The sequence below is a fragment of the Micromonospora sp. NPDC051141 genome, assembly GCF_044455765.1.
Lineage (GTDB): Bacteria > Actinomycetota > Actinomycetes > Mycobacteriales > Micromonosporaceae > Micromonospora.
Window position 1 is genome coordinate 1 of the sequence record NZ_JBITFD010000003.1, and the last position, 11,866, is coordinate 11,866.

Genomic DNA, 11,866 nt, shown 5'->3' on the forward strand with positions numbered 1-11,866 from the left:
AGGTCACAGAAACGTACGTCGACGAACTTCACGTCCTCGTTGCTGAGGTATCGCAGGAGTTCCTCGGAATTGGCGAACACACGTCCTCCTGGCAGGTCCACTCCGGTGGCTGACTGTTGGCGACGCTATGGCCGGGCGGTTGCCCGGCCGTGTCTCCTCTGTTTCCGCCGTGTTACGTCGCTAGCGGAGCGTCATCGCCCGTGCGGTCTGTCCGCCCTTGAGCGCCTTGTCGGATTTTTCGGTGGGCGTCGAGACGGCGCTACCCTGGCCGCGTGACCGATACCGCCGCCGCACCGGTGCCACCCGCCACCGATCCCGCCTTCACGCCCCCGAGCCTCGGCCGCCGGTTCGGCGCGCTGATCATCGACTGGGTGCTCTGTCTGATGGTCGCCCGGTCCTTCGCCGACCCGGTCCGCGACGGGTGGCCGCCGGTCCTGGTGCTGATCCTGGAGTACGGCTTCTTCCTCGGCCTCTTCGCCCAGACCCCCGGCATGTATCTGACCCGGCTGCGCTGCGTCGCCTGGGCCGACGGGGGCCGGATCGGGCTGGTCCGCGCGCTGCTGCGGGGCCTGCTGCTGGCCCTCGTCGTGCCGGCCCTGATCATGGACCAGCACCGTCGTGGCCTGCACGACCGGCTCACCGGCGCGGTCGTCACCGACGCGCCGCGCCGCTGACCCGCAGACGAGAAAGGAGCCGACCCCGCGCGGGGTCGGCTCCTTTCGCCGCGTACGCCGGGAGTCAGCGCCCCCGGGTCTGCCGGAACGCGCCGCGCGCCGGCCGCATGTTCTTCGGGATCGCGCCCTTGGGCATCTGCGGCCGGGCGGTCAGCGCCTTGAGCCGCTTGTCGAGCGCGTTGACGTCCTTCGGCGAGAGGGACCGGGGCAGCCGCATCAGCGTCATCCGGAGCTTGCGGACCGGCAGCTCGCCCTCGCCCTGACCGATCACGTAGTCGTGCAGCGGGGCCGAGCCGATCACCTTGGCCAGCCGGCGCTTCTCCTGCCCGAGCAGGCCCCGGACGCGTTGCGCGTTCCCCTCGGCCAGCAGGATCACGCCGGGGCGGCCCACCACCAGGTGGACCATGTCCATCTGCGTGGTGGAGCTGACCGCCGGGGTGACCCGCCAGTCGCCGCGCATGCTCTCCATGATCTGCGCTGCCGCGCCGGGCTGCCCCTCGGCGGCGTTCATCATCGCCTTGTTGGAGCGCAGGTTCAGCACGATCAGCACGGCGAGCAGGGTGAGCAGGATGCCGATGGGCAGGAAGAGCCAGCCCCAGGCGAGCACCGCGACCACGGTGAGCGCGAGCGGGATCAGCACCGCCGCCGCGGTCAGCGGCGCGAACCACTTGTCCTGCTTGGCGGTGAACTTGAACACCATCCCGATCTGCTTCAGCCGCTGGCCGAACGAGACCTTCTCCTGGGGCTTTGCCATGTCGCAGAGTCTAGTGGTCGGCGCTCGGCCGGTTGATCCGTGGCCACCCGTTCCGTGTGGACCGGTCATCTCGCGACCGTGCGGCCCGGTCAGCGCCGGGGCAGGTAGATCCGCCAGCCGTCGACGGTGACCACGTCGAGCGTGCCCGGTGCGGTGCCGAGCCGCCGGTCGAGCAGCGCGGCAAGCGGCGAGGCGTCCGGGGCCACCCAGCCCGCGTCCGGGTCCGCGGCGACGGCCCGCCGGTACGCCGGCAACCGGTCGAAGCCGGGACGCAGCCGGTCGTCGACCACGGCGCAGACCACGTCCTCGCCGGTGGCGAACGCGATCCGGTTGCAGGTCCAGTAGCCGCCCCACACGTGCCGGACCCCGAGCGCGCCGAGCATGTCGACGAGCGCCCGGTGCCGGTCGGCCTCGGCGTGCACGGCGGGCGCCGCCCGGATCACGTCCACCGTGGCGCTCGCCCCGGTACCGAGCACCCCGGCCAGCACCGCGACCGCCGCGGCCCCGCCGACAGTGGCCGTCGCCGCCGCGGTCTTGATCGACTCCAGGTCGGGGAGGTGGCGGTATCCCGGCCGCCCCGACACCGCCACCTCGCCGGACTGGCGTCGCCTGCCGAGCGGCCCGGCCAGCAGCCCGCCGAGCTGCCGGGCGAGTGGGCGGGCGGTCTGCCACAGCGGCCAGAGTAGGGCGGGAACGGCGACCGCCAGACAGGACAGGTAGCGGCTGCTCTCGATCGGCGTCCGCCCGGCCGCGTTGCTCGCCGTGTACGCCGCCAGCACCGTCGCCGCGCCGGCGAGCAGCGCCAACCGCACGCCAGCCGACACCCGCCGATCCGCCGGTTCGACGGGATCGTTACCGGATCTTGGACAGGTGGCGTTCGCCGTGCACGGAACCTGGCCAAGACCTGTGCGCGCAACCGCGCCGCGCAGGGTGCGCCACGCGGCCAGCGCGGCGAGCGGCAGCAGGAGGAGGAAGACCACCGCCCACCAGAGCTGCCACGGCGCGCAGTGACCGGGGGAGCAGAAGCCCATCGCCAGCGACGGGCCGAGGACCAGCCCGCCGTGCAGTCGCTCGGCCCAGCCCGCCGCCTCGTCCGAGCCGCTGGCCCGCAGCACCGCGCCGAGCGGGTTGCGACCGTGGCGCAGGCTGTCCAGCACCATCGGCGCGGCGCCCAGCAGCAGCGCGCCGACGAGCGCCGCCCCGGCACGGCCGGCCAGTTCCCGCCGTCGCCAGGCCAGCAGCAGCGCGCCGAGCGTCGCCACGTACGGCAGGATCAGCGGGTCGACCCAGAGCAGCACCCCGGCGACCAGCCCCCAGGCCGCCCAGCGGGGCAGTCGCGCGCCCGGCCCGCCGACGCACAGCCCGACCGTGAGCAGCGCCAGCGCCGCCCCGGCCGGATTCAGCTCCGGGTAGCCACCGCCGGCGATGAGCTGGTTCTTCACCACCCGGTCCGCGCCGAGCGCGAGCACGGCGACGACCAGCAGGGCGTACCAGCGGTCGCCGCCGAGCCGGCGGGTCAGCCGCCAGGACAGCAGCAGGAACAGCGCGTACAGCGCCAGCGTGGGCAGCCGCAGCACCAGCACGGACGGCCCGGCGACCGCGACCAGCGGCGCGGCCAGGTACGCCTCCAGCGTGCCCATGTACGCCTGGCCGTAGAACCAGACCGGGAACGCGTCGCCCCGCGCGATGTGCAGGGCGGCCAGCCCCATGGTCGCCTCGTCGCTGTTGGTGGGCGGCGCGTCGGCGAGCAGCAGCGCCAACCGGTAGCCGACGCCGACGCCGCCGACCAGCAGGGCGAGCAGCGTCGGCGGTCGGAGCCGCCGGGGCGTACGCGCCGGGTCGGCCTCGCGTGGCTCCTGGCGTACCCCGGCGGTCATCCTGCGATCATGGCATCCGGCGGGTGGCCGGCGGTGGGTGACGCGGTCGACGGCCGGCCTCAGCCGGCGACGGCGATCCCCTCGCGGGCGGCGAGCGCCTGCTGGTAGAGGCGGCCGGCCCGGTACGACGAGCGGACCAGCGGGCCGCTCATCACGCCGGCGAAGCCGATCTCCTCGGCCTCCTCGCGCAGCTCGACGAACTCCTCCGGCTTGACCCAGCGGGTGACCGGGTGGTGCCGGGGCGTGGGGCGCAGGTACTGCGTGATCGTGATCAGCTCGCAGCCGGCCTCGTGCAGGTCGCGCAGCGCCTGGGACACCTCGGCGCGCTCCTCGCCCATGCCGAGGATCAGGTTGCTCTTGGTGACCAGACCGTCGGCCCGGGCCTGCCGGATCACGTCGAGCGAGCGCTCGTAGCGGAACGCCGGACGGATCCGCTTGAAGATGCGCGGCACGGTCTCCACGTTGTGCGCGAGCACCTCGGGGCGCGCGCCGAAGACCTCGGCGAGCTGCTCGGGCACCGCGTTGAAGTCGGGGATCAGCAGTTCGACGCCGCAGCCGGACCGCAGGGCGTGGATCTGCCGGACCGTCTCGGCGTAGAGCCAGGCGCCGCCGTCGGGCAGGTCGTCGCGGGCCACGCCGGTGATGGTCGCGTAGCGCAGACCCATCGCGGCGACCGACTCGGCGACCCGGCGCGGCTCGTCGGCATCGAACTCGGCCGGCTTGCCGGTGTCGATCTGGCAGAAGTCGCAGCGCCGGGTGCACTGGTCGCCACCGATGAGGAAGGTGGCTTCCCGGTCCTCCCAGCACTCGTAGATGTTGGGGCAGCCGGCCTCCTGGCACACCGTGTGCAGCCCCTCGCGCGAGACGAGCCCGCGCAGCTCGGTGTACTCCGGGCCCATCTTGGCCTTGACCTTGATCCACGGCGGTTTGCGCTCGATCGGCGTCTCGGCGTTGCGCGCCTCGATCCGCAGCATGCGGCGCCCCTCGGGCGCGACCGTCGCGGTGGACGCGGGCTGCCGGGTCGTCGGCGCAGAATGCTCGATCGTCACAAAACCGAGCCTACGCTGGTCGGCGACGGTCGATGAACGTCAGGCGACGGCCGTCACGCCGGAAACATTGTGACGCCGGACACGGCTACCGAAAAAATCCTCGTCACACCGGACGGTCGCGGTGCTAGCGTGCCGGCAGAGCTGCGACGGAGCCGAGTAGCGGGCCGACTCGCCAGCCCAGAGAGCCGCCACCTTGCTGCGAGGCGGTCTGGCGCCGGCCCCGCGAAGACCCTCCCGAGCTGCGGGAAGAACGGCTGGGTAAGGAAGGCCCCCGCTTAACGCCTCCGGTAGAGGCGGGGCCCCTTGTCAACACCCGCGCCCAGTAGACCCCGCCCGGCTGGCCCCGGTGAAAAGGCGACGAACGAGGCTCCCGCTTCGGCGGGGGCGAAGGTGTGGTGGCACCGCGAGGCTCCCGCTCGCCCACACCTCCCGGGGATCGCGTTGCGATTGATCGAGGAGGTAACCGCCGTGCAACGCATCCTGTCCACCGAACTCCCCGCCCAGGTCGGCGCGACCGTCCGGCTCGCCGGCTGGGTCCACCGCCGCCGGCTGCTCAGGTCGGTGGCCTTTCTGATCGTCCGCGACGCGACCGGGCTCGCCCAGGTGGTGGTCGCCGCGCCCGCCGTCCGCGCGCAGGTCGAGGCGCTCGGCGAGGAGACCGTCGTCGAGGTGGTCGGCACGGTGGTCGCGAACCCCGCCGCGCCCGCCGGGGTCGAGGTCGTCGAGCCGACGGTACGTCCGCTCGGCCCGCCCGCCGCGCCGCCCCCGTTCGACCTGTACCGGCCGGTGCTGACCGCGAGCCTGCCCACCCAGCTCGACCACGCGCCGACCGCGTTGCGCCATCCGACCCGGTCCGCCGCGCTGCGGATCTCGGCGGCGGCGGTGGCCGGTTTCCGGGCCACGCTCGACCGGCGGCGTTTCGTCGAGGTGCACACGCCCAAGGTGGTCGGCTCGGCCACCGAGAGCGGCGCGAACGTCTTCACCCTGGACTGGTTCGGCCGGCCCGCCTACCTGGCCCAGTCGCCGCAGTTCTACAAGCAGCTCATGGTGGGCGTCTTCGAGCGGGTGTACGAGGTGGGGCCGGTGTTCCGCGCCGAGCCGCACGACACGGTGCGCCACCTGGCCCAGTACACCTCGCTCGACGTGGAGCTGGGCTTCGTGACCGACCACCGGGACGTGATGGCCGTGCTGCGGGACACCCTCGCCGGGATGCTGGCGCACGTCGCGGACCGGGCCGGCGGCGCGCTCGACACGCTCGGTGTGACGGTGCCGCAGGTGCCCGCCGAGATCCCCGCGGTGCACTTCACCGACGCGCTGACGATCGCCGGGGCGCCGGCCGACGAGCCGGACCTGGCCCCCGCGCACGAGCGGGCGCTGGGGGAGTGGGCCCGGGCCGAGCACGGCAGCGACTTCCTGTTCGTCACCGGCTACCCGATGGCGAAGCGCCCCTTCTACACCCACCCGGCCCCGGCCCGGCCGGCGTACTCGAACGGCTTCGACCTGCTGTTCCGGGGGATCGAGCTGGTCACCGGCGGGCAGCGGCTGCACCGGTACGCCGACTACCGGGCCGCGCTGGCGGCGCGCGGCGAGCCGGTCGAGCCGTACGCCGGTTATCTGGACGCGTTCCGGCACGGCATGCCGCCGCACGGCGGGTTCGCGATCGGCCTGGAGCGGTTCGTCGCCCGGCTCAGCGGTGCGGCGAACGTCCGGGAGGTGACCGCCTTCCCGCGCGACAGGCACCGTCTCACCCCGTGAGGCACGGCTCCGGCCCAGGAACACGGGGTCCTGGGCCGGAGCGACGTGCGGTACGTCGATCAGGTGAAGTTGACGTCACTGCACCACATGTACGCCTGGTCGAGGTGGGATGCCTGCCAGATGACGAACAGGATGTGGTGTCCGGTGTAGCCGGAGGTGGAGACGTTGAAGCTGATGTTCTGCGCCGGCGCGTACCGGCCGGTCTGCGTGATGTAGTCGAGGTTGCCCCAACCGAGCGTCTGGGTGGTCGGGTTGAATCCCTGCTTGCTGACGTAGACCTTGAAGTAGTCGGCGCCGTGGCTGGCCTGGTCGTAGAGCTGCACGGTGAAGTTGCGGCCGATGTTCGTGGTCTTCCACGCCCCGGGCCGGTTCAGGCTGTCGTTGCGGGACAGTGCGTTGCTGCACAGCTGCCCGTCGGGCGTGCGGGCCTGGAACTGCCCGCCGAGGCCGTCGCGCAGCGCGCTCATCCAGTTCCACATGGTGTCGGCGTTGGCCTGGAACGCCTGCCAGCACATGGGATCCTGCTGCTGCATGGCCGGGTTGGTGTGCTGGCTGCCCCAGGTCTGCCAGCACTTGTAGGCGCGGGTGGCCGGGCTGACGATCGTGCCGTGGGCCTGGGCGGCCCCGGGCACGGCCAGGACGCCGGCGATCAGGGCGAGCGCCATGACGAGCGCGCGGACGGTTGATCGCGGTCGTCCGGATTGGTGGTGGGAACGCACGGTTACGTCCTCCTTCGGCGCATAGGATGGGAGTGGGAGCGCTTCCATGCCCAGCGTCGCATTTATGACTCTAGATATCAATGGTCATCTATATCTTTGTCCACATTGACGGAGTCTGCGCAGGTGACAGCGGTCAGACCCGGGTCAGCGTGGGGAGGTGCCGCTCCACCACCGGCAGCACGTCGGCGACCGTGACCGGTCGGCCCAGCTCGGCGGTGAGCGAGGTGACCCCGGCGTCGCGGATGCCGCAGGGCACGATCCGGTCGAAGAAGCCCAGATCGCAGTCGCAGTTGATGGAGAAGCCGTGCAGCGTCACGCCCCGGGCCACCCGGATGCCGATGGCGGCCACCTTGCGGGCCGGGCCCCGGTCGTCAGCCGGCACCCACACGCCGCTGCGCCCCTCGACCCGGCCGGCGGTCAGCCCGACCTCGGCGCAGACGTCGATCAGGAGCTGCTCGGTGCGCCGGACGTACGCCACCACGTCGACCGGGTCGGGCAGACGGACGATCGGATAGCCGACGAGCTGCCCCGGACCGTGCCAGGTGATCTTGCCGCCGCGGTCCACGTCCACCACCGGGGTGCCGTCCATCGGGCGGTCCCACGGCTCGGTGCGCTTGCCGGCGGTGTAGACGCTCGGGTGCTCCAGCAGCAGCACCGTGTCGCCCCGCTCACCGGCCACCACGGCCTCGTGCAGCCGGCGCTGCTCGTCCCAGGCGGCCTGGTAGTCGAGCCGGCCGGCGAGGATGGCGGTCAGTCCGGAAGTCGTCACGCTCACCCGTCCAGCCTAGTCCCGTCGGCCGGGCCGCCCACCCGTGACGCTCGTCGCGTCACGCGCCGGTCACCCGCCACAGCCAGACGTCCTCGACCCGTTCCGGCGGGCCGAGCAGCGCGGTGGCGGTGCGCCGCAGCGCCTCCTCGTCGACGTCGTACTTGGCGCCGTGCACCCGGTCGGCCAGCACCACCACCCGCACCCCCCAGTACCGCAGGTCGGCCCGGGACTCCTCGATGCTGCCCTCGGTGATGATCGGCACCAGCCCGGTCCGCCCGGCCTGGTCCATCAGCGTGTCGAAGGTGCGCGGCACCGGGCCGATCCGGCCCCGGCCGTCCGGGCCGCCCGGGCCGAGGAAGAAGCCGGCCGGGATGCGGAACTCGCCCTGCCGGTGGGCCAGCGCGTACGCCTGCCAGCGCTGCCCGTCCGGATAGACGTCGACGGTCAGCGGCAGCGGCGTGAGCACCCCGTCGGGCGGGACGTAGCGCTGCCAGGCCCCGGTGGTGACGAACGCCGGGACCGGCTCGCGGACGCTTGTCAGCAGCGGGGTGGGCAGCAGCGGCAGCAGCGCGGCGACGAACCCGACGACCCAGGCCGCGCCGGTCACCCGCCGCCGGGGCGGCCGAGCCCGCAGCGTGTCGATCGCGTACGCCAGCAGCAGCCCGATCACCGGCGCGACGACGAGCGCCAGCCGCGACGGCAGCGCCGCGTTGACCACCGGCAGGTTGTCCAGCACGCCGAACGGCAGCAGTTGGTCGGTGCGCCGGCCGTTCCACTTCGCCGTCGGCCCCCAGGAGAGCACCGCGAAGACCACCGCGGTCACGCCGAGCGCGAGCAGCGTGGCCCGGAACGCCCGGTCGGCGCGCCGCCAGAGCAGGGCGAAGCAGGCGACCGCGAGCAGCAGCAGCGGTACGCCGAAGAACGAGTTCTCCTCGGTCGGGTTGGGCGCCAGCGACGTGCCGAACCCGGCCCAGCCGGCGAGCGACCGGCGCGGGTACGACAGGTACGCGGCGATGTCCTCGGAGTGGATCAGCGGGTCGAAGCCGGTGCCGTGGAAGCGCTGTGGCCCGGCGAAGTGCAGCCAGAGCGGGTACGCCAGCAGCACGCCGGCCACCAGCGCGGTCACCCCCAGCCCGGCCGCCATCCGGGGCAGCGCGGCCCGGGCCTCCGCGCGCCGGGCCGGGTGCAGCGCCCAGACCAGCAGGAACACGGCGAGCGCGAGCGCGGTGAAGAACAGCCCCTCGGCGGCGATCGAGAACGCGACGGCCACCAGCAGGCCGAGCACGATCCCGCCGGTGACCGCGCGGCCGGGCCGGCGCAGCCGGAACACGCCCCAGATCAGCAACGGCACCAGCCAGCCGGCGGTCCAGTTCAGGTGCGCGTTGGCGTGCGACACCATCGCCGGGCAGTAGGCGATGAACAACGCCCCCGCCCCGGCGGCCGTCCGGCTGCCGACCAGGTGCCGGCTGAGCAGCCAGTACCAGGCCACCGCCGTGGCGGCCAGGTTGAGCGTGAGGATCACCAGGAACGTCGCGGGCGGCCCGATGAGGTACGTCAGCGGAGCGAAGACCGCCGCGTACACGGTGATCGAGGTGTTGACCGCGAGGTTCACCCCGTCCGGGACGTTGATCAGGTGGGTGAAGAGCGGATTCTGGCCGTGGGTCAGCGCGTGCCCGCCGAACGCCAGCAGCCACTCGAACAGCGCCTGGTCGCTGGAGTTGACGGTGATCGTGCGGGTGTTCGGGTCCCGCCACATGCCGCTCGTCACCCAGAGCGCCAGCGCGACGGCGGCGAGTGTCACCAGCAGGTCGGCGCGCCGGTCGCGGGCGGCGGTGGCGGGTGGCGGGTCGGCGACCGGGGAGGACGGCACGCAGCGGACGTTACCAACCGGACCCGGGCACACCGCCCGGACGGTGAATGTGTGACCCACAGCCATTCCCGTCGATGAAACACGGACGTAACGTTCCGGCAACTCGGAGAGTGACCCAGTTCACATTCCATGATCGGGAGGTCCCCGTGTCCCGCTCCTCATCCCTCATCACCCGTCTCGCCGGGGCGGCGGCCGGGATCGTGCTGGCCGCGGCCGGCGTCCTGACCGCCGCGCTGCCCGCGCAGGCCGCCTCGCTGACCCAGGTCACCGGCTTCGGCTCCAACCCCGGCAACCTGGCCATGTACGCCTACCGGCCGGACGGCCTGCCCGGCAACGCGCCGGCCGTGGTGCTGCTGCACGGCTGCACCCAGAACGCCTCGACCTACTTCACCAACTCCGGCTGGCAGAAGTACGCCGACCAGTGGAAGTTCGCGCTGATCGTGCCGCAGCAGCCGGCCGGCAACAACGCCAACTCCTGCTTCAACTGGTTCGAGACCGGCGACACCGCCCGCGGCCAGGGCGAGGCGCTGTCGGTCAAGCAGATGGTCGACTACGCGAGGACCACCTACGGCACCGACGCCGGCCGCGTCTACGTCAGCGGGCTCTCCGCCGGCGCCGCGATGAGCGCCGTCATGCTCGCCACCTACCCGGACGTGTTCGCCGCCGGCTCGATCATCGCCGGCCTTCCGTACCGCTGCGCCACCAGCACCACGAGCGCGTACAGCTGCATGAACCCGGGCGTGGACAAGACCCCGGCGCAGTGGGGCGACCTGGTCCGCAACGCGTACCCGGGCTACGCCGGCAAGCGGCCCCGGGTGGCCGTCTGGCACGGCACCAGCGACTACACGGTCAACGTGGCCAACGCGACCGAGTCGCGGGACCAGTGGACCAACGTGCTCGGCGTGTCGGCGACCCCGACCAGCACCTCGTCCCTGCCGGGCGGCACCAGCCTGGAGGTCTACGGCAGCGACCAGGTCCGCGTCTACCGGGTCTCCGGCATGGGCCACGGCACCCCGGTCGACCCGGGCTCGGCGGCGGACCAGTGCGGGACCGCCGGGGCGTACTTCCTGGACACCATCTGCTCGACGTACCGTGACGCGCTCTTCTTCGGCCTGGGCGGCGGCGGCACGCCGAGCCCGACCCCGACGGCGACCGCGACCGCCTCGCCCACCCCGACCGCGTCGCCCACCCCGACCGCTTCGCCCTCGCCGACGCCGACCACCGCGCCGGTCTGCGTCACCGCCAGCAACTACGCGCACGTCACCGCCGGCCGGGCCTACCAGTCAGGCGGGTACGCCTACGCGCTCGGCAGCGGCCAGCGGATGGGCCTCTACAACACGTTCTACACCACCGCGCTGAAGCAGACCGGGCCCGGCTACTGGGTCATCGGCTGCTGACCCGCCCGCGCCGCGCCGTCCCCGCCGGCTCACCCGGCGAGGGCGGCGCGCAGCGCGCCCGGCAGGTCCGGGTGGGTCCAGGTGAAGCCCGCCTTGCCGAGCACGCCCGGCAGCACCCGGGTGCTGGTGAGCGCCTCGTGCGCGAACCCGCCGAGCACCACCTGCAACGCCAGCGCCGGGATCGGCATGATCGCCGGCCGGTGCAACTGACGGGCCAGTTCCCGGGTGAACTCGGCGTTGGTGACCGGCGCCGGACCGACCACGTTCACCGGGCCGGCCACGTCGTCGCGGGCCAGCAGGAACGCGGTCGCGTCCAGCCAGTCCGGCATCGAGATCCACGGCACCCACTGCCGGCCGTTGCCCAGCTTGCCGCCGAGACCCAGCCGGAACGGCAGGAGCTGCGGCTTGAGCAGGCCGCCGTCACGGTGCAGCGGCAGCCCGGTCCGCAACCGCACCACGCGTACGCCGGCGTCCTCGGCCGGCCGGGTCGCCGCCTCCCAGACGCGGCAGACGTCGGCGAGGAACCCCTCGCCGGCCGGCGCGTCCTCCTCCACCGTGCGGTCCCCGGTGTTGCCGTACCAGCCGACCGCGGAGGAGTTCAGCAGCGCCGCCGGCCGGTCCGCGGCGGGCAGGCCGGCGATCGTGATGGCGAGCGTGGAGGTGCTGTCCACCCGGCTGGTCCGGATCAGCTTCTTGTAGTCGTCGTTCCAGCGCTTGTCACCCACCCCCGCGCCGGCCAGGTTCACCACCGCGTCGGCGTCCGCGACCAGTTGCGGGTCGAGCTGCGCGGCGGACGGATTCCACTGCCGCTCCTCAGCGGCCCGCGGCGGGCGGCGGACCAGGCGGGTGACCTGGTGCCCGTCGGCGGTGAGCCGGTCGACCAGTCGGGTGCCGAGGAAGCCGGACACGCCGGCCATGAGGATCCGCATACTCACATCTTCGGGTACGCGACGCGATCCGGATGCGTGGAGCGAAATCACTCACGCGTCACGCCTGCCGCGC

Annotated in this window: 10 protein-coding genes; 3 read left to right on the forward strand and 7 right to left on the reverse strand. The window is 73.0% G+C overall.

Annotated elements, in window-relative coordinates:
* Nucleotides 1–272 precede the first annotated feature (272 nt).
* Complete coding sequence (locus tag ACIA6B_RS05365) at nucleotides 273–674, forward strand: RDD family protein (RefSeq protein ID WP_396771242.1); 402 nt, start codon at nucleotides 273–275, stop codon at nucleotides 672–674.
* 64 nt (nucleotides 675–738) lie between these two features.
* On the opposite strand, the gene ACIA6B_RS05370 is transcribed toward ACIA6B_RS05365, so the two are convergent.
* The 3 genes from ACIA6B_RS05370 to lipA form a co-directional block, all read right to left on the reverse strand.
* Nucleotides 739–1,428, reverse strand: coding sequence for a DUF4191 domain-containing protein (locus ACIA6B_RS05370; RefSeq protein ID WP_107161604.1), 690 nt, complete (start codon nucleotides 1,426–1,428; stop codon nucleotides 739–741).
* An 89-nt stretch (nucleotides 1,429–1,517) separates the two neighbouring features.
* On the reverse strand, nucleotides 1,518–3,305 hold the full coding sequence (locus ACIA6B_RS05375; RefSeq protein ID WP_396771244.1) for a DUF423 domain-containing protein: 1,788 nt from the start codon (nucleotides 3,303–3,305) through the stop codon (nucleotides 1,518–1,520).
* A 59-nt stretch (nucleotides 3,306–3,364) separates the two neighbouring features.
* The gene (lipA, locus tag ACIA6B_RS05380) at nucleotides 3,365–4,354 is read right to left on the reverse strand and encodes a lipoyl synthase (protein ID WP_396771246.1); all 990 of its coding nucleotides are present in this window, start codon (nucleotides 4,352–4,354) and stop codon (nucleotides 3,365–3,367) included.
* A 468-nt stretch (nucleotides 4,355–4,822) separates the two neighbouring features.
* Here lipA and aspS point away from each other — a divergent pair, with 468 nt between their 5' ends.
* Nucleotides 4,823–6,109, forward strand: coding sequence for an aspartate--tRNA(Asn) ligase (aspS, locus tag ACIA6B_RS05385; protein ID WP_396771248.1), 1,287 nt, complete (start codon nucleotides 4,823–4,825; stop codon nucleotides 6,107–6,109).
* A gap of 59 nt (nucleotides 6,110–6,168) precedes the next feature.
* On the opposite strand, the gene ACIA6B_RS05390 is transcribed toward aspS, so the two are convergent.
* From ACIA6B_RS05390 to ACIA6B_RS05400, 3 genes are all read right to left on the reverse strand, one after another.
* Nucleotides 6,169–6,774: a lytic polysaccharide monooxygenase gene (locus ACIA6B_RS05390; protein WP_396771250.1), complete on the reverse strand. Its 606-nt coding sequence runs from the start codon at nucleotides 6,772–6,774 to the stop codon at nucleotides 6,169–6,171.
* A gap of 187 nt (nucleotides 6,775–6,961) precedes the next feature.
* A complete protein-coding gene (gene lipB, locus ACIA6B_RS05395) occupies nucleotides 6,962–7,603 on the reverse strand; it encodes a lipoyl(octanoyl) transferase LipB (protein ID WP_396771252.1) in 642 nt (213 codons plus the stop codon).
* Between the two features lie 52 nt (nucleotides 7,604–7,655).
* Complete coding sequence (locus tag ACIA6B_RS05400; RefSeq protein WP_396771254.1) at nucleotides 7,656–9,467, reverse strand: DUF2079 domain-containing protein; 1,812 nt, start codon at nucleotides 9,465–9,467, stop codon at nucleotides 7,656–7,658.
* Nucleotides 9,468–9,613: 146 nt separating this feature from the next.
* Here ACIA6B_RS05400 and ACIA6B_RS05405 point away from each other — a divergent pair, with 146 nt between their 5' ends.
* Entirely contained in the window at nucleotides 9,614–10,864 is a 1,251-nt protein-coding gene (locus tag ACIA6B_RS05405) for an alpha/beta hydrolase family esterase (RefSeq protein WP_396771256.1), read from the forward strand.
* A 29-nt stretch (nucleotides 10,865–10,893) separates the two neighbouring features.
* On the opposite strand, the gene ACIA6B_RS05410 is transcribed toward ACIA6B_RS05405, so the two are convergent.
* Nucleotides 10,894–11,793, reverse strand: a complete 900-nt coding sequence (locus ACIA6B_RS05410) for a TIGR01777 family oxidoreductase (protein WP_396771258.1) — start codon at nucleotides 11,791–11,793, stop codon at nucleotides 10,894–10,896.
* Nucleotides 11,794–11,866: the final 73 nt, after the last annotated feature.

Bases quoted from the DNA above. Each gene is read 5' to 3' on its own strand.
- ACIA6B_RS05390 (WP_396771250.1), bottom strand. From the start codon at position 6,774: ATGGCGCTCGCCCTGATCGCCGGCGTCCTGGCCGTGCCCGGGGCCGCC.
- ACIA6B_RS05410 (WP_396771258.1), bottom strand. From the start codon at position 11,793: ATGCGGATCCTCATGGCCGGCGTGTCCGGCTTCCTCGGCACCCGACTG.
- ACIA6B_RS05375 (WP_396771244.1), bottom strand. From the start codon at position 3,305: ATGACCGCCGGGGTACGCCAGGAGCCACGCGAGGCCGACCCGGCGCGT.
- ACIA6B_RS05370 (WP_107161604.1), bottom strand. From the start codon at position 1,428: ATGGCAAAGCCCCAGGAGAAGGTCTCGTTCGGCCAGCGGCTGAAGCAG.